The sequence below is a fragment of the Pseudomonas paraglycinae genome (assembly GCF_021601625.1).
Lineage (GTDB): Bacteria > Pseudomonadota > Gammaproteobacteria > Pseudomonadales > Pseudomonadaceae > Aquipseudomonas > Aquipseudomonas paraglycinae.
On record NZ_BQHR01000017.1, the window covers coordinates 1 to 20,745 of the forward strand.

A 20,745-nucleotide genomic window follows, 5' to 3' on the forward strand; every position below is an offset into this window, starting at 1 on the left:
GAAACGATGCATCGCCGATGGTAGTGTGGGGTTTCCCCATGTGAGAGTAGGTCATCGTCAAGATTAAATTCCGAAACCCCAATTGCGAAAGCAGTTGGGGTTTTGTTTTGCCCGCAGGAAAGTTTTTTGCTCGCGTCAGCGAACAAATTTGCACAGTTATTTTCGAATCAGAACACTAGAATAGATCCCAACTTTCTCGGAGCCAGAGCCCTTATGTCGGATTCGGTTGACGCCCCCGGGCTGTCAGATTTACCGCTGGATGACTTGGTGGCCTGCCATGAGTGCGATCTGCTGATGCGCAAGCCCAAGCTTGCTCACGGCGAAAAAGCCCTCTGCCCACGCTGCGGTTACGAACTGTACGCTCACCGTCATAACGTGGTGCAGCGCAGCCTCGCCCTGGTCATTGCCGCGCTGTTGCTCTACGTGCCGGCGAACTTTTTACCCATCATGCAGCTCAATGTTCTCGGGCAATCGTCGCAGGACACCGTCTGGAGCGGTGTTATCGGTCTGTTCAACACCGATATGCGCGGTGTTTCGGTTGTCGTATTCCTTTGCAGCATGGCGATTCCACTGTTGAAACTGCTGTGTCAGCTGATCGTGTTGCTGACGATCCGTTTCAACATCGGTCGTAGCTACGGCCTGCTGCTCTACCGCATTTATCACCACCTCAAAGACTGGGGCATGCTTGAGGTCTACCTCATGGGCGTCCTGGTGGCGATCGTCAAACTGGCGGACATGGCCGCCATCACCGTCGGTCTCGGTCTGGCATGTTTCATCGGCTTGTTACTGGTTCAGGTCTGGCTCGAAGTGGTGATGTCGCCGCACCAGATCTGGCAGGCGTTATCAGGAGAAGATGCCCATGCGGGCGATTGATGCAGGCATTCTGATCTGTACCGAATGCCACGAACTGAACAGGCACGATACCGACAGCGATGTGCAGACCTGCACCCGATGCGGTGCGCTGGTTCACGCCCGGCGGCCCAATAGTCTCGCGCGAACCTGGGCGCTGCTGATCACGGCCGCGATTATCTACATCCCTGCCAATGTTCTGCCGATCATGACCGTCAGCTCTCTGGGCCAGGGTGACCCGAGTACGATCATGTCCGGCGTCATCCAGCTGGTGCAGCACGGCATGATTCCGATCGCTGCCGTGGTGTTCATCGCCAGCATCCTGGTGCCGACCTTCAAACTGGTGGGCATCGCGCTGCTGCTGTTTTCCGTACAGCGCCGCCAGCCGTTGTCCGCCCGTCAACGGATCTGGATGTACCGCTTCATCGAGTTCATCGGCCGCTGGTCGATGCTCGATATTTTCGTGATCGCCATTCTGGTGGCGGTCGTCAACTTCGGCCGGCTTGCCAGTGTCGAAGCCAATCTTGGCGCCATCGCCTTCGCCAGTGTGGTGATTCTGACGATGCTCGCCGCTGTCACTTTCGATCCCCGACTGATTTGGGATAACACGGAGTCGGACGCCGACCATGACTGATTTGCCTGTAGCGAAAACCCGACCGGCTTCGAACTGGTCTGCCATCTGGGTGCTGCCCCTGATCGCCCTGATTATCGGCGGCTGGCTCGGCTGGCGTGCCTACACCGAAACCGGTATCGAGATTCAGGTGCGGTTTGAAAGCGGTGAAGGCATTCAGGCCAACAAGACCGAAGTGGTCTACAAAGGCATGCCGGTCGGCAAGGTGAAAACCCTCAAGCTCGATGATGAAGGCAACTCCAAAGGTGTCATCGCGACCATCGAGATGAACAAGGATGTCGATCAGTACCTGAAGACCAGCACCCGTTTCTGGCTGGTCAAACCGAGCGTGACCCTGGCCGGTATCACCGGCCTGGAAACCCTGGTATCGGGTAACTACGTCGCCATCAGTCCCGGCGAAGGCGAGCCGACCCGCAAGTTCAAGGCACTGGCCGAAGAGCCGCCGCTATCGGATTCGAAGCCCGGTCTGCACTTGACGATCAAGGCCGACCGTTTGGGTTCGTTGAATCGCGGCAGCCCGGTGTTCTACAAGCAGATCAAAGTCGGTCAGATCAAAAGTTACGTGCTGTCGGAAGACCAGAGTACGGTCGAGCTCAAGGTGTTCATCGAACCGACTTACGCCAAACTGGTGCGCAAACACACCCGTTTCTGGAACGCCAGCGGCATCAGCATCGACGCCAACCTGTCCGGCGTGAAAGTGCGCAGCGAATCCCTGGCCAGCATCGTCGCCGGCGGTATTGCCTTCGCCACGCCGGAGAACCGCAAGGACAGCCCGCCCACCGATCCAAGCCTGCCGTTCCGTCTCTACGAAGACTTCGATGCGGCCGCCGCCGGTATCCGCGTGAAGGTCAAACTCAGCGATTTCGAGGGCCTGCAAGCCGGGCGCACCCCGGTGATGTACAAGGGCATTCAGGTCGGTAACCTGAAAGCGCTGAAGATCGATCCGGACCTGTCCAGCGCCACCGCCGAACTGACCCTCGATCCGCTGGCCGAAGACTATCTGGTCACCGGCACGCAGTTCTGGGTAGTCAAACCATCGATCTCCCTGGCCGGCATCACCGGTCTGGAAGCGTTGGTAAAAGGTAACTACATTGCCGTTCGCCCGGGCGACAAGGGCGGTGCGCCACAGCGTGAATTCGAAGCCCGACCCAAAGCACCGCCGCTCGATCTGCGTGCACCCGGCCTGCACCTGGTGCTGTTCACCGATACCTTAGGCTCGATCGACGTCGGCAGCCCGATCCTCTACAAGCAGGTCAAGGTCGGTTCGGTGCAGAGCTATCAGTTCTCCAAGACCCGCAAACAACTGGTGATTGGCGTCCACATCGAGAAGGAATACGAAAACCTGGTCAACGCATCGACCCGGTTCTGGAACGTCAGCGGTGTCACGCTGACCGGCGGGTTGACCGGCGGGATTCAGGTCAAGAGTGAATCGCTGCAGACCCTGATGGCCGGCGGCATTGCCTTCGAAACGCCACAAGCCAAAGCACCGTTACAAAAACGCATCCCGCGCTTCCGTCTGTTCGCCAGCCATGATGAAGCGAATCAGAAAGGTGCCGTCGTCACCATCAAGGTCGATCGCGCGGACGGTTTGCGCAGTGGCACCCCGGTTCGCTTCAAAGGCCTGGACGTCGGCAAGATCGAAAGTGTCGACCTGACCGATGATCTGCAATCGGTAATCCTCACCGCGCGCATCACTGAAGTGCCGGAGAAGATTGCTCGAGTCGGCAGTCAGTTCTGGGTGGTCAAACCGGAGTTGGGTCTGATCAAGACCTCGAACCTGGAGACCTTGGTCACCGGCCAGTACATCGAAGTGCAACCTGCGGCCAAGAACCTCGGCCCGCAGAAGAACTTCGTGGCCCTGGCCAATCCGCCGGAAGTCACCAAGCAGGAGGCAGGCTTGAGCCTTGTGTTGAGCGCTGCCCGTCGCGGCTCGCTGAAACCGGGTGTTCCGGTGACCTACCGAGAGATCACCGTAGGCAAAGTCACCGGTTACGAACTGGGCCAGACAGCGGATCGCGTACTGGTGCACATCCTGATCGAACCGAAATACGCGCCACTGGTGCGCAGCGGAAGTCGCTTCTGGAACACTAGCGGCGTCGGTTTCGACATTGGCCTGTTCAAGGGTGTAACGGTGCGCACTGAGTCGCTCGAGACCGTTATTCAGGGAGGTATCGCCTTCGCCACACCGGACGGCGAGAAGATGGGCAATCCGGCCCGCGCCGAACAAACCTTCCCGCTGTTCGACAAGTTCGAAGACGAGTGGCTGAACTGGGCACCGAAAATCCCCCTCGGTAAATAATCGAGAGCCCATGAAAAAGGGCCGCGATCCAATGGATCGCGGCCCTTTTTTGTGCCCGTCAGTTATGCATCAAACCGCATCCAGTTCCGGCTCGTCCGCTTCGACATTGACGGTGGCTTTCACCACATCGTGGCGGCGGATGTACTTCCAGTCCGCCTCGTCGATATAGATTCCGGCCGGGCCGCTGCCGCCTTCCAGGTCGATGGCGACACTGGCGCAGACCTGCGGCTTCACACTCGCCAGAATCGGCACGAAGCCCAGTTGCAGGCTGGTTTCCAGCAGCGCAGCCTGGTTCTTCTCGTCGATGTCCGCCGCCTCGTCGAGGTAGTACGGCAGGCGCACGCGACCGGCCAGGTCGCGGTCCATCAAGTGCAGCAACAAATACATGTTGGTCAGCGCCTTGATGGTCATCGTGGTGCCGTTGGACGCCGCGCCATCGATGTCGGTGTGGATCACCGGCTGGCTGTTGACCTTTGTGATCTCGAACGCCAGTTCGAACAAGTCCTTGAGGCCGAGCTGGTTGTGGTTTGCCGCCACCAGCCGCGCCAGGTATTCCTTGGCCTCTTCGTTCTTGTTGTCCTGCTCGGCGCTTTGGCTCAGGTCGAACACCGACAGGGTTTCGCCTTCTTCGTACTGACCGGCGCTGTGGATGATCTGGTCGATGTGCTTGAGCGCTTCCTTGTTCGGCGCGAGCACGATGCGGAAGCTCTGCAGGTTGGACACCTGACGCTTGTTGATCTCGCGGTTGAACAGCGCCAGTTGGTGCTCGAGGCTGTCGTAGTCGCTGCGGATATTGCGCAGCGTCCGCGCGATATCGGTCACGGCTGCGCGACGCGCCTTGCCGAGGGTCAGGGCTTCGTCGGTACGGTGCGCGTAAGCGTTGATCAGCAACGACAGACGGCGCTCCATGTCGTCTTCGCTGTCGAACTTGGCCACGCCTTTGAGGCGCACTTGCGCGTACAGCGCTTCGATCTGGCCATCGGCACGCAGCAAGCCTTGCCAGCTGTCCTGATAGTCATTGAGCAGCGGCAGCAGGTTGTCCATGGAATCGTCGACCGGATCCATGAACGGCGTGCCGAATGGCAGATCCGCCGGTAGCAACTGACGGCGACGCAGGGCATCGTCGAGGGTGCGTTGCTTGGCTTCCATGTCGGCAATCTGCCGGCCGACCAGTTGCAGCTTGGCCGACAGTTGCTGGACGCGCTCGGTGAACGCATCGCTGGAACGCTTGAGTTCGTCCTGCGCGGCTTCCATCTGCGCCAGTTGCTCCAGCTTGTCACCTTCTTCGGCGCTCAGAGTCTGGGTGCGGCGGAAGTCTTCCAAAGCTTTCTGCGCATCCAGCACCTGCTGGTACAGCGCTTCGGTCTGGGTCTTGCTCGCGGCGCGGTCGGCGGCCACGGCTTGCTGGGTCTTGAGTTGCTTGAGTTCTTTTTCCAGACGTTCTTTCTGATCGCGCAGCGCGGCACGGTCGGCCAGCGCTTGCAGGGCCGGTGGCTCGATGTGCGAGATGTCGATCGACAGGCCCGGCACTTCGAAACGCTCGCCCTTGAAGCCGTCGAGGATCAGCTCGACCGATTTTACCCACTCGCCGTTCTCGTCGAGGGTGATGCCGTGTTCGCCCAGCGGCAGGCTGAACAGCGCGCTGTTGAACAGACGCATCAGGCGCTCGACATCCTGTTGCGAGAACTCTTCGCGCAGGCGGGCGTAGCTGTTGTTGTCGGCGTGATCGAGTTGCTGCTTCACCGACTTCAGGCGTTTTTCCAGATCGCGAAGACGTTCTTCGAGATCCTCGGCGCTGAACTGACGGGACTGCGCCAGCGCACCGGCCAGTTCGTCGTGAGCGTCCTTGGCCGCCAGCAGTTGCTGCTCCAGGACTTTGACGTCATCGACCAATGCGAAGCGGTTCTTCAGAACGGACAACTCGCCGAGCCAGCGCTGGATGCCGGAGATTTCCCGCTCCAGACGCATCAGTTCCTGAGTGCCGCCGCGCTGATCGTTTTGCAGGTCGTCCTGCTCGCGACGGTAGTGCTCGGCCTGAATGGTCAGCTCTTCCTTGCGCGCCGTGGCGTAGTCCGACCAGGTGCCGAGCAACGAGTCGAGCAGCGGCGACAGGCGATGCAGTTTGCCGCGCAGCACGTCGCGCTGTTTCACACCGTTGGCCAAGGCTTCGACCAGCGGGCCGGCAGCTACCAGCGAGTTGTAGTCCTGTTCCATGCGACGCACGTCGCGGAAGGCTTCTTCGCACGCCGCGATGTAATCGACGCTGCCGGACCGCAGGCTGTGTTCGAACGCATCGAGGAACAGCTGCTTGAGCTTGGCTGCGGTGATTTCGCGCATGTGCAGCAGGTTGATGAACAGCGCGCGGAAGGTCTTCAGGCTCTGCTCGCTGGTGGAGCGTAGCGGAATCAGCGTCAAATCGAGCGGGATCGACGTATGACCGCCCACCAGCAATCGGCGCAGCTCATCCGGCTTGAGTTCGTAGGCTTTCAGGCCTTCTTTCTCAAGGTTGCTGAACAGCTCTTTCTGCCGCAGGCAGGTGTCGTTCTTCTGGTAATGCGCCAGATCGAGCTTGCCGGCGTAGGCAAAGAACTGGTGACCGAAACCGCCACCCGGGCCGCGACCGACCACCCCGATCACGTGCGGGCCGTGGGGCAGGTTCACTTCGACGAGGATGTAGCTGGTGTCGGAGGCAAAGTAGAAACGCCGGGACTGTTCCAGGCTGTACTTGCCGAAACTCATGTCCGACATGCGCGCCAAAATCGGAAACTGCAAGGCGTTGATCGAGGCGGATTTGCCGAGGTTGTTCGCGCCGTAGACCGACAGCGGTTCTTCCAGCGGGAACAGGCCGAGGCTGTAACCGGCGGTGTTCAAAAGGGCAAAGCGGCGGATGCCGTAGCGTTCCTGGCTCATGCGTCGGACTCCTGTTCTTCGGCAATGGCTCTGGCCAGTGCGTCTTCTTCGCTCTCTTCTTCAAATTCGGATAGATCGAGCGGGTCGTCGGTGGCGAGAAATTTCGCCTCGGCGGCTTCGTCAATCAGTACCGGTGCCGGCAGCGGCAGAACGCTGTGCACGCTGGCCGCCAGATCGCGGTCTTGCTGGACCGACAGGCAGACGTCGAGGAAGCGATGCATCGGCGGCAGGAAACGGTACACGCCGTTTTCCTCGCTGGCGAAGCCGAGCTGGGTCATGCGGCGCATGATTTTTTCTTCCAGCTCTTCAACGGTCTGCACTTCGGCCTGGATAAACAGGTCGCGGTACTTTTCCAGCAGCGACGGCAGTTCTTCGCGGCCGAGGCTGCCGCCGTCGAGCACGGCGATCGGATCGCGACCCTGATCGGCCAGATGCTCGACGAGGATGAAGGTGAACAGCGCCAGACGCTGAGCAGTCTTGTTCACCGCCGCTGCTGCCATGTCCGGCACGAAGTAATAGAAACCACGGGTGTCGCAGACCAGTTCGAAACCCAGTGCCTTGAACAGCGTGCGGTACTGGTCCTGGAAGTTCGACAGTTGTGCGTACAGCTCCGGGTCGCGGCGGCTGACGTGGTAGCCCTTGAACAGCTCGCGGAAGATCGGCGCCAGCTGAGACAGTTCGGAAAGATCAAGATGCATTGGGAATGCTCGCAGAATCCTCGGCGGCGGTGTCGCCGGCCGAGAGCAGGGCGAAGGAGCGCAGGCTGACCTGGTGCTCGTGAGTGTGGTATTCGCGGCGTTCCAGACGCTCGCGCTTGAAGCGTTTCTCCCGCGACAGGCGCGAGAACCAGTAAAGCAATTCGTCGGTGGCGCCGTCCGGTTCCTGCTCCAGCAACCAGGTCATCAGGTCCGGCATCGGCAGGGATTCTTCGCAGCGGTCGACCATCTCGCGCACGGTGCGCGGTGCGCGCGGGGCATCGCCAGTCTTCTGCGATTTGTGCGCCTTGGGGAAACGCGCCGGTTTCGGCTCGAAACGGGCCAGGGCGTAGACGTAGGCTTCAACCTGACTGGCGCTACCGAGGAAGGTGCTTTGCGGCCGGGTGAACAGCGGCATCGCGGCTTGCGGCACGGCGTCGATGCCTTTGCGGCGGATCGCGGCCAGCGCAAGTGCGGCACCACGGGTCACGGCGTTGTGCCGGCGCGCTTCTTCACGCAGCGGCAGCAGCAATTCCCGAGCGTAACGCAGGGTCAACTGGGCGCTGGTCTGCATTTCGAGGATGCGCGCGTGGGTGCGCAGCAGCATGTCGTCATCGACCAGATGGCCGAGGCGCTGCTGTTCGCTGAGCATCTTCAGCAGCACGGTTTCGACCTTGCGCACGCCTTGCTCGAAGGCGCCGTCGGCGTTCACCAGATCGATCATCGGCTCGACGTATTCGTCCCAGGTCGCCAGCACTTCGGCGTAACGCTGACGCAGCGGAATCTGCCGGTCGCTGGTCTTGGCCCGTTCGGCCACGGCCACCAGCGCCTGTTCGTCGTTGTCGAGTTTCTTCAGAACGTCGCGCACGCGCATGTCGAGCAGGCGCAACTGACGCGCCAGGTCATTGCCGTCACGGACGTCGAACGCATCCTGGATATAACCGGCCAGACGCTCAAGGTGACGCAGATAGGCTTCGATTTCCAGGCACAGGCCCAGACGGTGTTCCCGACGCAGATAGGCGAGGAAGTCGTGAATCTGCGCGTTCAGCTCGAAACGGTTCGGGCTTTTCGCCACGGGAACCAGAATGTCGAGGCGGATCCACACGTCGAGCAGGCTGGTGATGTCCTGCGGCGTGCTGTCCAGTTGCTGGGCGGCCAGTTGCGTGCGCAGTTCGTTGAGGCTCAGGGTGCCCTGGTCGAAGTGCTCGCACAGTGGCTCCAGAAGTGCCCAGTGTTCAGCGAGGGCGCGCAAGACGCGCTTGGGTTCGATCATCGGAATGGCCGGCTGGTTGGCGATTAAAAGCCGCGATTGTACTGCATCACGAAGGATGCGATTCACTCTCGGGACGGGCTGTCGCTTTTCTTTGCGTCAAGGTATCGGTCAAGACTATCGATCAACAGCGCGCGATCTTGAGCGAAGGGCGGTAGAATCAGCGCACTTCAGTTATCCACAAGTGGCCGACCCTTGCTAATCGAGTCCCGCCGCCGCGCCTATTTGAACGCCATGCAGGTGGTCAACTGGCTGCCGCGCACCGAATTGCCCTTTGCCGCGCCGTCGCGGCCCGAGCTGCTGGACATGCCCGAGCCCGAGATTGCCGCGCCGGTAATGCCGGCAACCCCGGCCGAAGCGCCGGTGCAGCCGGCTGCACGTCCGGTCGAACGGCCGAAGATCGAGGTTCCGCGTCCTTCGCTGGCCAGCACCCGCACGGGCGCCAAACCGGTCGAAGAAGTCGACGAAACACCTGTGGTGGCCAGGCCGGCGCCGGTGCCGCCACCGCGCTTTGCCCTGCAATTGCTGCGCGCCGGCCGTTGCCTGTTGCTGGTGGAGTTACCCACAGGCGAAGCCTTCCAGTCCCGCGATCCGGCTTATCTGCTGCTCAAGGACATGCTGCGTGCCGCCGGTCTGCCGGACGCGCCACAGATTGTCGGTGAGCCGGTACGCTGGCCATGGCTGAACCGCGGCACGATGGATCAGGGCCCGGAGGCGGCCCGGGATTTCGTCCAGGGTTTCCTGTCGGTGCAGATGGAGGCGTCGCCGTGCGCCTGTCTGTGGCTGATCGGCCTGCCGGCGGTGCGTTTTGCCGGCGAAGCGGAGGCCGAGGCGTTCAACCGTGAATTGCAAATCGAGGGGCTTGGCCTGGCGTGGGCCGTGCCCGGGCTGGAATTGTTGATGGAAGAGCCACAGCGCAAGGCCGCCGTGTGGCAAGCCATGCGTCGGCTGATGGCGCGCTGGAAAGAATCGAATGAGTGACGCTGTATCGTTTCGCCCGATGACCGAGGCGGACCTGGACGCTGTGCTGAAGATTGAATATGCCGCGTACAGTCATCCGTGGACCCGCGGGATTTTTCTCGACGGCCTGGGCAAGTACCAGATCTGGCTGATGTTCGAAGGTGAGCAGCAGGTGGGCCACGGGGTGGTGCAGATCATTCTCGATGAAGCGCATCTGCTCAACATCACGGTCAAACCGGAAAACCAGGGTCGCGGGCTCGGGCTGACCCTGCTCGAATACCTGATGTCCCGCGCCTACGCCGCCGATGCCCGGGAATGTTTCCTGGAAGTGCGCGACAGCAACACGTCGGCCTTTCGCCTTTACGAGCGCTATGGCTTCAACGAGATCGGCCGGCGCCGGGATTACTACCCGGCGGTCGGCGGGCGTGAAGATGCCGTAGTCATGGCCTGCACGCTCGTCGACTGATCGCGGCAGGTGTCCTCAGCGCTTGCGATCCAGCGGATCGCGACGCGCCAGTTCCGCTTCATCCAGCCCGTTGCCGCCGCCGATATCGTCCTCGTCGACCACGCTCAGATCCCAATCGGCCTGATTGCCTTCGCCGACCTCATGAGCATCCCGGGCGCCATCTTCATGAATCAGGGTCTCCGGGCTCAGGTCATCGTCGGTGGGTTCGTGATCGGCGGTCGATGCCCCGGTGAAACCGGCTTCGCGCACGCGGTCACGGGGCATCAGCTGTTCGCGCTCGGGCAGTTCATCGCCGATCTTCGCACTGGGCTGTTCGTCGTCGAAGTCCAGCTCGTGCACCGAACCCATGCGGTCTTCGTTATCATCGATGGGCTCCGGTTGCACCGCATCGAAGGGACGTCGTGAATCAGTCATGGCAATTCCTCATACTGTGGGCCTTACTGGGATGGACTCACCGGGTGCACGAGAAATTCAAAGCAAATCACCCACGATCCCCGCGTGACCCCGACGGGCGGTCGACTGTCATACCAGCGCATCTTTCTTGAGGCCTTACAGCATGCATGACTTACAAGACCTGATTGATAACAACGAGCGTTGGGCTGACGCGATCACCAAGGAAGACCCGGATTTCTTCGCCAAGCTGGCCCGTCAGCAGACGCCTGAATATCTGTGGATCGGCTGCTCCGACGCACGGGTGCCGGCCAACGAAATCGTCGGCATGCTGCCGGGCGATCTGTTCGTTCACCGCAACGTTGCCAACGTGGTGCTGCACACTGACCTCAACTGCCTGTCGGTGATCCAGTACGCAGTGGACGTGCTCAAGGTCAAACATATTCTGGTGACCGGGCACTACGGCTGCGGCGGTGTGCGTGCTTCGATGCAGGATCGTCAGTTCGGCCTGATCGACGGCTGGCTGCGTTCGATCCGCGACCTGTACTACGAAAAACGCGAAGAACTGGCCAGGCTGCCGACCGAAGAAGAGCAGGTCGACCGTCTGTGCGAGCTCAACGTGATCCAGCAAGTGGCCAACGTCGCCCATACCAGCATCATCCAGAACGCCTGGCATCGCGGGCAGAGCCTGTCGATCCACGGCTGCATCTACGGCATCAAGGATGGTCGCTGGAAGAGCCTGAACACCACGATCAGCGGTTTCGAGCAATTGCCGCCGCAATACCGTTTGCGTCCGGTCGACGCGCCTTGATCGGTCGTTCAGCGTAAACCTTGCCGACGCCGCCAGCTCAGCAAATAGCGCTGGCCTTCAAGATTGGGTGATTCGTCGTAACCGGTGATCCACCCACGGCAGCGCGAGGAGCCGCAACCGCAGGCGAACTGCCGCAACAGTTTGTCTTCGGTGGCGGTGTAGTCCATGGTCAATCGTTCACCTTCGGCAATGTCGCGCAGAGCCCAGAACCATAATTCTACTGCGTCAAAGAAGGTGTTTGGATCGCATGAGTGTTCGAAAAGTCCGCAAAAGCGTGGATCGTAGATATGAATCCCTGGCATCAGTTGCCGGGTCTGCCGGCAGCGATAGGGCAGCAACTGGCCTGAAACCCGGCACATTCGGGTGATGCGCAGGAACTCCCGGCACGCTACGACAGCGGTGGCTACGCCCTCGGGATCGTGAACAATCTCGAAATCCTGTTTTGACGGAAATCCCATGCGCACGGGGAGTCCGGCAAAAGGATAAATGCCCTCGGTATCGCGTGCCGGTTTACCCGGTAATGCGTGAGTGTTCATAACGTTCCCTGTTGGCCAGGTGTCGCGACTTTCCCGAGCTGACGTCCTGTCAGTCCTGCAACACGATCATTGGATCCAAGATCCCGTAAATCACATTAGCGGTCTACTGTCAGATCTGACAGGCGAAATAGACGCTTTCCCGGGTCAGCCAAGGCTGACACGGGAACATCGCATGTCCTTTCAGAGATGGGCGGCGGGCGCGGCCATGTCCGGCAATGGGCTTTTGAGCTGTTGCAACTGGGATTTGACTGGTGCGGTCGAGCAGGTCTTGTCCGCCTGTGCCACGGTCTGGTTGCGGATCGTGGTGTAGAACAGCTCGCAGGTCTTGGCTTTCTGCGTCACTTGCCAGGTCTGGGTGCAGCTGTTGAGCAGTGTCTTCGGATCGGTGCCCGGTTTGCTGCCCATCCCGGCCTGCCAGCAGGCGGCGCTCAGGTCTTGCCCCATTACCTTCAGACCGGCTGCATCGGCCTTGGCCTGGGCATCGTCGCCGGTGTAGTTGCTCGGGTCGGCGGCGTACCAGATGTAGCTCGGGTGGTTCGAACCCAGCACCGGCACGTTCACTCCCGTGCTCGGGCTGATGGTTGCCAGACCCAGTACATTCACGGTCGCGCCGTATTGCTGCTTGATCCAGTTACGCACCGGCGCACCGAAGGCAACCATCGGCAGCACGGCGCCGCTGGCGTTCTGGCTGACCTGCTTGACCATGGTGGTCTGGTAATCCTTGAAGTAGTCGTACACGCCTTCCAGATCCTTGCCGGCGCTGGCGGGCGCGGCGATCGGGGCGATGTCGATGATGGTCTGGTAGGCCGGCGTCTGGTCGGCGGGGATGCCATTGTCGGTCAGCAGCGCGGCCCAGCGGTCGGTGGTGTTCGAGCGCAGGTAATCCTGGGCCTGGGTCAGTGAGTAATCCGGCGGGAAGTGCAACAGCTCGACACTTTTGCGGTTTTCCAAGGCCATGCCCAGCGGCAGGAACAGGTACCAGCTGTATGCCCATTTGCCGTCGGCATTGAGTTTGCTGGCGCCTTTGTAGGCCAGATCGCCGGCGTCCAGCAGCGCGGTCAGCGGCTTGTCGTAGCCCTTCGGTACGCCGCTGATTTCGGCGTAGAGCTGATCGTTGTCGTTTTTCACCAGCACTTTGGCGTTGGTGTAGCCGTCGCGCTGCACGCTCTGGCTCAGGTAATGGGCGACGGTCTGCTCCAGCGTCCAGTTGCGAAAGCAGATCACGCTGCAATTGTTGGGGTAGGCGAAGAGGCGGGTGACGCGTTCGGTGCTGCCCAGTTTCAGGTCGACATCGGCGTGGGCGGCGGCGCTCAACGTGAGCGCCGCGAGGGTGAGGCCTGCGAGTTTCAACATGCTCAGATCCTTTTCAGCGAGGGTAAAACCTTGGTGGAGGGCAATCCGGCCCGCGTCCAGCCTAGCCGGGGAACAGGTGTTTCAGCGAATAACCAAGCTGACTGGCGAGAATCACGCCGGTCATGACCACCAGAAACAGCAGTTGCAACGGGCTGAAATGCGCCCAGTGCAGCGCGGTCAGCCACGGGTGCTTGTCGCTGAACTCCGGGTCGAGCGTACCGATGCGCCGCTTGTGCCAGAGCCCGATCAGGATCACTCCGATATAGGTGAAGGCTCCCAGCCCACCGAGCATGACCGAGAACAGCAGGATCATGACGGCTTGCGGTACGCCATGGCGCAGCACGAGCCAGCGGGTATCAGGGTTCCATCGGCGCGGAATGATCCTTTCGGTCAACCACAGATCCTGAACGATCAAATGGGCGCTGATCAGAAACCAATAACTCAAGCCGATCCGGAAAAACCAGACAGGAACACAGGCGAAGGCCAGGGGAATGACGATGCTCATCGCCGTGGTCTTGTGCTCGGCGGGCAGATAGAACAGCCACAGCGCCAGCGCAATCGCGGCCCATGAGCGCAACCAGGTTTCGGCGGCGATGTAGCGCGGCAGAAACCGTCGCCAGTAGAAAACATCGGCGTAGGGCAGGCGGGCGAGCAGGTCGGGAAAGCGCCACTTGAGGGTTTCCGACAACTGCTGGCAGGCCTGCCAGTCAGCCGGGATGAACCGGTCGGTCATGTCTTTCTGCTGTCGCGGCTTCATCGGGCTGATCAGCATCCGCGCGGCCAGAGCGTCGGGCGACCCGTTGCGCTGATCTTCGGCCCGGGCGCACAGGGTGTCGTAGAGGCTTTCCTGGTTGCAGCGCTCGATCAGCGCCTGCCAGAGCCAGTCCGGTTGCGGATGAATACCCTTGGTGTCGTCCCAGCCAAATAATTGGGAGATACGGTCGAACAGCGGAACGCTCCACTCTGTGTCCTGCAGCAGTTGCAGGATGATCTGCTGCCAATGTTCCCGACGGTCGAACACCTGGAGCCAGGGTTGGACCGTGTAAGTCTTGAGCTGCGCGAGACATTCACGCTCGTTTTGCGAGGCGAGCAGCGTTTCCAGCGATTGCCGGTAATCCGTCAGCAACTCGTTGGCGATAATGCTGCGCTGCCCGTCGCCGATGACGATCTCCTGCCACGGCCCCAGCCAACCCAGGTGCTGTACCGCCCAGCGGGCAATCGGAAGGCGCAGGGCGGGATGATCGAAGCACAACGTCAGCAACAGCGCCTGGAACGCTTGCGCACAATCCTGCTGGCGCGCTTGCTCCCAGCGCTGGTCCAGATTGGTGTCCGAGAGGCCGTTCAGCAATTGCGATGCGGCTTCAATGGCCGGGTCGGCAGTCGGCTGCTCGGGTTCCAGGTTAAGAGGCTCCGGACTCAGGGGCTGTACCCGCAAGGTCTGCGACTCGAGCGGTGCTTCGGGCGCGGCCGGGGTCACCGGTTCGAATAGCGCCGCAGGGTAATCCCACGCATCGGTCCCGGTCTTCTGCAGCGGCTGAACCATGGATTGCTCTTGCACCGCCAGAGCGGCGATCCCAGGAGCCAGCATGACGTCGCCGTGCTCCTCGCTCTCCTCGTTTTCAAGGCGCCACTGGGCAATCGACAGAGCACGCTCATAAGCCTCGCGCAGGCGCTGGAAGCCTGCGGCATCTTCATCGGGCCGAAAGACTTTCAGCAGGCGCGCATAGCTGCGCTTGATATCGCGCAGCCCGGCGTCTTCGGGCAGTTGCAGGACGGACCAGCATTCCATGTCGTGCTTCCTTACTGCCAGGGGTTACGGTCGAGGGCGCTCAACTGCTTGCTCAGTTCGGTACGGGTTTCACGGATCTGCCGCTCGTCCTGGGAATCCAGCGCCTGCTGGAATTGCTTGGCCCAGTAACCGATCTGATCGCGCAGGTCGCCCAGGCTTTCCTGATACAGACGTTCCAGCCGTGCACTGAGCAGGGTGTTCACCTGTTGCTCGCGCGGATGGATCTTCAATTGCGCCAAGGCTTGCAGACGCTGCTGGATTTCCTCCGGCGTCAGCACGCCGGGGTTGTTTTCGATGACCAGCGAATGTTGCTGACCGGTCAGGGGAATGCTGACCTGGGCTTCGAGCAAACCGTTGTTGTCGTAGGTGAAACGCACATCCAGTTCGACTTCGCCGGCCTTGCGCTTGGGCACCTTGATGTCCAGTTGGCCGAGCGCCACGTTGTCTTTGACCAGGCGGCTTTCGCCCTGAAAGATTTTCACGACCACCTGTTCCTGATTGTCGTGAAGGGTCTGCACGGTTTTGACCCGGCTGACCGGGACGATGCTGTTGCGCTCGATGATCGGCAGGTAATGACCGCTTTCATACTGACGACCGACCTGCGTGGAAGTCTCGATCCCCAGGGTGTAGGAGCAGACATCAGTGAGCACCACTTCTTCCAGCGCGGCCGAACGGGCCTTGAGCGCTGCCTGAATCGCCGCGCCCTGAGCGACCACTTGATCCGGATCGAGGCTGATCGACGGGAAGCGGCCGAACAGCCCGGCAGCCAGTTTGCGCACCAGCGGCATGCGGGTGGTGCCGCCGACCAGCAGGATTTCATCGAGGTCGCTGACGCGGATGCGTGCGTCACGCAGGGCCCGTTCAATCGGCGCGCGCAGACGTTCGAGCAGCGGCATGTACAGCGTCGCCATTTGCGCCTGAGTGATGGTCTGGGTCCATTGCTTTTCGCCAACCTGCAATCTGAATTCGGTGCTGGCGTCCTGACCCAGTGCACGGCGCACACGTTCTGCCTCGCGGCGCAGCGGCTGGAGGATGGTCGAGCGCTCGGGGAAGTCCGACACGTTGCGATGCTGATCGATAAAGTGCTCAAGCAGCACGTTGTCGAAATCCTCGCCGCCGAGGAAGTTGTCACCGGCGCTGGCGCGCACCTCCATGACCCCATCGAAGAGTTCGAGAATCGACACGTCGAACGTACCGCCGCCCAAGTCGAACACCAGGAACGACGTTTCCTTGTCCCGTTGATGCAAGCCGTAGGCGAGTGCAGCCGCGGTGGGTTCGTTGATCAGCTTTTCGACTTTGAGACCCGCCAGTTCACCGGCAATGCGCGTGGCCTTGCGCTGGGCGTCGCTGAAATAGGCCGGAACGCTGATCACGGCTTCCGTGACGGTCTGGCCGTAAGTGCGCTCGACGTCTTCTTTCAGGCTCTTGAGCACTAGCGCCGACAGCTCTTCCGGACGGAATTTTTTATCCCCGAGGTAGACCTCCGTCGCACTGCCCATATGGCGCTTGAACAGCGAAGCGGTCAGGCGCGGATGAGTGTGCAGGCGTTCGCGAGCAGCTTGCCCGACCAGAATCCGGCCCTGATCGTCCAGGCCCACCACGCTGGGTGTCAGGAACTGCCCCAGGGCGTTAGGCACCAACTCAGTGGCATCGCCGCGCCATACGGCAACAAGGCTGTTGGTGGTTCCCAGGTCAATCCCGACGATCATTGCAACGAACTCCCTTTGCGCTCAGACAAAAAATGAAACAGATATTGGGCGCGCAAGAATATTACCGAGGCAGTGGCGCGGTAAAGAAAGATGATGGCTCTGAGCCATTATTTACGACAGGCAACCGCAGGAGGGATGGTCCGGGTCGCTTTTTGTCGAAGGGAAAGACAGGGCGCCGGAGCCGGCGCCCTGTGGTCATCGTTTAAGGCATGACCGGCGGCAAGTACGAAAGCGTCGTGCCCAGCGCCCACAGCAGCACCAATACCAACGGCGTGTGCACCAGTAATTGCACGAACGAGAAACCGATCAGATCCCGCGCCTTCAGCCCCAGCACGCCCAGCAACGGCAGCATGTAGAACGGGTTGATCAGGTTCGGCAAGGCTTCGGCGGCGTTGTAGATCTGCACCGCCCAACCGAGGTGATAGTTCAGATCGTTGGCCACCTGCATCACGTACGGCGCCTCGATGATCCACTTGCCGCCGCCGGACGGAATGAAGAAACCGAGAATCGCCGAGTACACGCCCATCAGCAGTGCATAGGTGTCGTGGGAAGCGATGCTGACGAAGAACGTCGAGATGTGATGGGCCAGGGTCTGGGCGTCACTGCCCTTGACCGTGGTCATCAGCGCGGCAATCGAACCGTACAGCGGGAACTGGATCAGCACCCCGGTGGTGGTCGGCACGGCACGCGACACCGCATCGAGGAAACTGCGCGGGCGCCAGTGCAGCAACGCGCCGAGCATGATGAACAGGAAGTTGTAGGTGTTGAGCCCGGAAATCGCGGTGATCGCCGGTTTGGTCGAGAACTCGTGGAACAGCCATCCGGCCGCCAGCAGCACCAGCAGGATGATCAGCAACGGGCTGTGTTCCAGCCATTCGCCTGGGCGGGTACGCGGTTGCAGCGGTGGCAGGTTGAAGGCCGGGTCGATGCCGCAGGCCTTGGCGTCACGCGCCGAGTTCGGGCCGGGCGCGGTGGCGTAGGCGATGATGATCGAAATCACGATCAGCGCCAGCAGCATGACTCCCGACTGCCAGAGGAAAATCGTCTGGGTGAACGGAATCACCCCGGTGATCGACAGAATCGACGGCGGCAGACTGGCCGGGTTGGCCTGCAACTGCGCGGCGGACGACGACAGGCCCAGCGCCCAAACGGCGCCGAGGCCAAGATAGGCGGCGGCACCGGCGGCGCGGTAGTCCATTTTCAGATCGGTGCGGCGGGCGAGAGCGCGCACCAGCAGACCGCCGAACACCAGCGACAGGCCCCAGTTCAACAAGGACGCGACCATCGAAATCAGCGCGACCCAGGCCACGGCCGAGCGACCGTTCTTCGGGATCCGCGCCAGGCGATCGATCAGTTTTACGGCGGGCGGCGAACTGGCCACGACATAACCACCGATCACCACGAAGGCCATCTGCATGGTGAACGGGATCAGGCTCCAGAACCCGTCACCGAAGGCCATGGCCGCGTCGGTGGGTTTGGCGCCCATGGCCAGGGTCGCCAGCGCGACGATGATCACCGCCAGCGCGGCGAATACCCAGGAGTCGGGAAACCAGCGTTCGGCGAAACTTGAACAGCGCAAGGCAAAGCGCGCAGAGCGGCTATCTTCGATATCAACGGCCACGGGAGTACCTCGGATTTTTATGTTTATTGTGGTCTTCGGGGCTTGGCCGGCCCGTCTGGACAGGTGCCAACAGTAAATCAACCGGCGGATTTTTGTGACCGTGTTTTGCTGAATCAGACTATGGTCTAACGGGTTGTCCGGCGGCCCGTTTGCGTAGACCATGGGCGCCTTGGTTTTTTGCCTGCCAGAGTTCTTTGCCATGACTGCCCATTCCACTGCCCGACCGGCGCCGTTCAGCCGTTCCGACTACAAGACCCTCGGCCTCGCGGCCCTGGGCGGGGCGCTGGAGATCTACGATTTCATCATTTTCGTGTTCTTCGCCCTGACCCTCAGCCAGCTGTTCTTCCCGCCGGAAATGCCCGAGTGGCTGCGCCTGCTGCAAAGCTTCGGGATCTTCGTTACCGGCTATCTAGCGCGCCCGCTGGGCGGGATCCTGATGGCGCATTTCGCCGACCGGCTGGGGCGCAAGAAGGTTTTCAGCCTGAGCATCCTGATGATGGCGCTGCCGTGCCTGCTGATCGGGATCATGCCGACTTATGCACAGATCGGTTATTTCGCACCGTTGCTGCTGCTGGCGCTGCGCATCCTGCAAGGCGCGGCGGTGGGCGGTGAAGTGCCGAGCGCCTGGGTATTCGTGGCCGAGCATGCTCCGGCCGGGCATCGCGGTTATGCCCTGGGCTTTCTGCAGGCCGGGCTGACCTTCGGTTATCTGATCGGCGCATTGACCGCGACTTTTCTGGCGCAAGTGTTCACCCCGGCCGAAGTGCTGGATTACGCGTGGCGTTATCCGTTCCTGCTTGGTGGTGTGTTCGGCGTGATCGGTGTCTGGCTGCGCCGCTGGCTGAGCGAAACCCCGGTGTTCATGGCCATGGAAGCGCAGCGCGAGGCGCGGGTCGAACTGCCGTTGCGCACCGTGCTGCGCGATCATCGGCTGGCCATGTTGCCGGCGATGCTCCTGACCTGCGTGCTGACCTCGGCAGTGGTGGTGTTCGTGGTCATCACCCCGACCATGATGCAAAAAACCTTCGGCATGACCGCCGGCCACACCTTCGCGCTGAGCGCGCTGGGCATTGTTTTCCTGAACATCGGCTGCGTGATCGCCGGCCGGCTGGTCGATCGCATCGGCGCCTGGCGCACGGTCATGCTTTACAGTCTGCTGCTGCCGCTGGGCATCGGTCTGCTTTATAGCTGCCTGATCAGCGGCGGGGATTGGGTCGGTCTGGCCTACGCCATCGCCGGCTTGTGCTGTGGCGTGGTCGGTGCGGTGCCGTCGGTGATGGTCAGCCTGTTCCCGGCGCGGATCCGCGTTTCCGGGATCTCCTTCACCTACAACATTGCCTACGCCGCCTGGGCCAGTGTCACACCGTTGCTGCTGATCGGTCTGATGCCGTGGAGTCCGTGGATCTGCGTGATGTTCTGCACGGTGATGGGCGCGGTGGGCGTCGTCAGCGCGGCGTATTTCGGCTCGCGCATGCCGCGCGCAGAACAGTGCCCGGTGGCCGGCACCGCCTGAATTGTCGAGGCGTAACTATTTTTGTAGGACACGCCTCAAGCGCTCTTCAGAAAAGATTTCCAAGGCCGATGGTTAGGCTGCATACCCGCTCTCCATCCAGTCCATCGGTGCTTTCCCATGTTCAACAAACGCCTGAAGCAAGAGCTGGCGGCTCTTCGTGAAGAACTCTCCAGCCTTCTGCAAGTGAAGGAGAGCCTGGAAAGCGAGATGCTGGTGCTCACCCTTGAGCCCGACGGACGGATTCAGTCGGTCAACCAGAACTTCCTCAACGAAATGCTCTACAAGAGTCACGATCTGATCGGCCGCGCCATCGAAGACATCGTGCCGGCCCATGTGAAGTCGGACGAGTTTCATCACCGCTTCAAGGCCGCCCTGACCCGTGGCGAGCATTTCGCCGGCGCTGTGCGCCTTTCACGCGGTAACGGCGAAGAGGCGTGGTTGCGCTCCATCGTCCAACCGGTTCGCTCATCGGATGGCCGGATCAAGCACTTCTCGATTTTCTCCAGCGACCTGACCCGCACTATCGAGGCCTCCCGCGAACACGAAAACCTGATCGGCGCGCTGGTGCGTTCGACCGCCGTGATCGAGTTCGACCTCAGCGGAAACGTGCTGAGCGCCAACGAACGGTTCCTCCAAGGCATGGGTTACAGCCTGGCGCAGATCAAGGGCAAACATCACCGCCAGTTCTGCGAGCCGGAGGAGTACAACAGCGCCGAATACCAGAACTTCTGGCGTCGCCTGAACAACGGCGAATTCGTTGCCGGCCGTTTCAAGCGGGTCGACAGCCATGGCCGGACGGTCTGGCTGGAGGCGTCCTACAACCCGGTGCTCGACGCCAACGAAAAGCTCTACAAAGTGGTGAAGTTCGCCACGGTGATCACCGATCAGGTCAATCAGGAACAGGCCGTCGCCGACGCCGCCAACATCGCCTACAGCACGTCCC

The 20,745-nt window shown here is 61.2% G+C and carries 16 protein-coding genes and 1 pseudogene; 8 read left to right on the top strand and 9 right to left on the bottom strand.

Annotated features, from left to right (window positions below; genetic code table 11):
- The first annotated feature begins 213 nt into the window (after positions 1-213).
- The 3 genes from L6D82_RS22445 to L6D82_RS22455 are packed head-to-tail and all read left to right on the top strand — an operon-like array spanning position 214 to position 3,779.
- Positions 214-873 carry a paraquat-inducible protein A gene (locus tag L6D82_RS22445; protein ID WP_007951772.1) on the top strand — a complete coding sequence of 220 codons (660 nt, stop codon included), beginning with the start codon at positions 214-216 and terminating at the stop codon, positions 871-873.
- On the top strand, positions 860-1,483 hold the full coding sequence (locus tag L6D82_RS22450; protein WP_236191686.1) for a paraquat-inducible protein A: 624 nt from the start codon (positions 860-862) through the stop codon (positions 1,481-1,483). Before L6D82_RS22445 ends, L6D82_RS22450 begins: the two co-directional genes overlap by 14 nt.
- Positions 1,476-3,779, top strand: coding sequence for a PqiB family protein (locus L6D82_RS22455; RefSeq protein ID WP_102716936.1), 2,304 nt, complete (start codon positions 1,476-1,478; stop codon positions 3,777-3,779). The genes L6D82_RS22450 and L6D82_RS22455 overlap by 8 nt, the downstream gene beginning before the upstream one ends.
- Before the next feature lie 69 nt (positions 3,780-3,848).
- Here the strand turns inward: L6D82_RS22455 and mksF are convergent, their stop codons facing one another.
- Genes mksF through mksB form a run of 3 tightly spaced genes read right to left on the bottom strand, consistent with a single transcriptional unit; the run spans position 3,849 to position 8,657 of the window.
- Entirely contained in the window at positions 3,849-6,689 is a 2,841-nt protein-coding gene (gene mksF / locus L6D82_RS22460; RefSeq protein WP_236191688.1) for an Mks condensin complex protein MksF, read from the bottom strand.
- On the bottom strand, positions 6,686-7,387 hold the full coding sequence (gene mksE, locus L6D82_RS22465; RefSeq protein ID WP_007951764.1) for an Mks condensin complex protein MksE: 702 nt from the start codon (positions 7,385-7,387) through the stop codon (positions 6,686-6,688). Before mksE ends, mksF begins: the two co-directional genes overlap by 4 nt.
- A complete protein-coding gene (gene mksB / locus L6D82_RS22470) occupies positions 7,377-8,657 on the bottom strand; it encodes an Mks condensin complex protein MksB (protein ID WP_236191690.1) in 1,281 nt (426 codons plus the stop codon). The genes mksE and mksB overlap by 11 nt, the downstream gene beginning before the upstream one ends.
- Positions 8,658-8,888: 231 nt before the next feature.
- Between mksB and L6D82_RS22475 the strand changes: the two genes are divergently transcribed.
- Together L6D82_RS22475 and rimI are read left to right on the top strand one after the other, a co-directional pair.
- Entirely contained in the window at positions 8,889-9,635 is a 747-nt protein-coding gene (locus L6D82_RS22475; RefSeq protein WP_102687512.1) for an energy transducer TonB, read from the top strand.
- Entirely contained in the window at positions 9,628-10,080 is a 453-nt protein-coding gene (gene rimI / locus L6D82_RS22480; RefSeq protein ID WP_102687513.1) for a ribosomal protein S18-alanine N-acetyltransferase, read from the top strand. Before L6D82_RS22475 ends, rimI begins: the two co-directional genes overlap by 8 nt.
- A gap of 15 nt (positions 10,081-10,095) precedes the next feature.
- Here rimI and L6D82_RS22485 read toward each other — a convergent pair whose 3' ends face one another.
- Positions 10,096-10,494: a serine kinase/phosphatase gene (locus L6D82_RS22485; protein ID WP_236191691.1), complete on the bottom strand. Its 399-nt coding sequence runs from the start codon at positions 10,492-10,494 to the stop codon at positions 10,096-10,098.
- Positions 10,495-10,636: 142 nt separating this feature from the next.
- Here L6D82_RS22485 and can point away from each other — a divergent pair, with 142 nt between their 5' ends.
- Positions 10,637-11,281 carry a carbonate dehydratase gene (can, locus tag L6D82_RS22490; protein WP_236191692.1) on the top strand — a complete coding sequence of 215 codons (645 nt, stop codon included), beginning with the start codon at positions 10,637-10,639 and terminating at the stop codon, positions 11,279-11,281.
- Between the two features lie 8 nt (positions 11,282-11,289).
- Here can and L6D82_RS22495 read toward each other — a convergent pair whose 3' ends face one another.
- The 5 genes from L6D82_RS22495 to L6D82_RS22515 form a co-directional block, all read right to left on the bottom strand.
- Positions 11,290-11,817 (bottom strand): SET domain-containing protein-lysine N-methyltransferase, encoded by a 528-nt coding sequence (locus L6D82_RS22495; RefSeq protein ID WP_102687515.1) that lies wholly within the window; start codon positions 11,815-11,817, stop codon positions 11,290-11,292.
- Positions 11,818-11,997: 180 nt separating this feature from the next.
- The gene (locus tag L6D82_RS22500; protein ID WP_102719547.1) at positions 11,998-13,170 is read right to left on the bottom strand and encodes a hypothetical protein; all 1,173 of its coding nucleotides are present in this window, start codon (positions 13,168-13,170) and stop codon (positions 11,998-12,000) included.
- A 61-nt stretch (positions 13,171-13,231) separates the two neighbouring features.
- Positions 13,232-14,959: a J domain-containing protein gene (locus tag L6D82_RS22505; RefSeq protein ID WP_102687517.1), complete on the bottom strand. Its 1,728-nt coding sequence runs from the start codon at positions 14,957-14,959 to the stop codon at positions 13,232-13,234.
- 11 nt (positions 14,960-14,970) lie between these two features.
- A complete protein-coding gene (locus tag L6D82_RS22510) occupies positions 14,971-16,668 on the bottom strand; it encodes a molecular chaperone HscC (RefSeq protein ID WP_085745409.1) in 1,698 nt (565 codons plus the stop codon).
- A 202-nt stretch (positions 16,669-16,870) separates the two neighbouring features.
- On the bottom strand, positions 16,871-18,289 hold the full coding sequence (locus L6D82_RS22515) for a short-chain fatty acid transporter (protein ID WP_085745408.1): 1,419 nt from the start codon (positions 18,287-18,289) through the stop codon (positions 16,871-16,873).
- Between the two features lie 199 nt (positions 18,290-18,488).
- Between L6D82_RS22515 and L6D82_RS22520 the strand changes: the two genes are divergently transcribed.
- Together L6D82_RS22520 and L6D82_RS28725 are read left to right on the top strand one after the other, a co-directional pair.
- Positions 18,489-19,802 (top strand): MFS transporter, encoded by a 1,314-nt coding sequence (locus L6D82_RS22520; protein ID WP_085745407.1) that lies wholly within the window; start codon positions 18,489-18,491, stop codon positions 19,800-19,802.
- A gap of 207 nt (positions 19,803-20,009) precedes the next feature.
- Positions 20,010-20,648: pseudogene (locus tag L6D82_RS28725) on the top strand (PAS domain-containing protein); the annotation flags it as partial.
- Positions 20,649-20,745 lie beyond the last annotated feature (97 nt).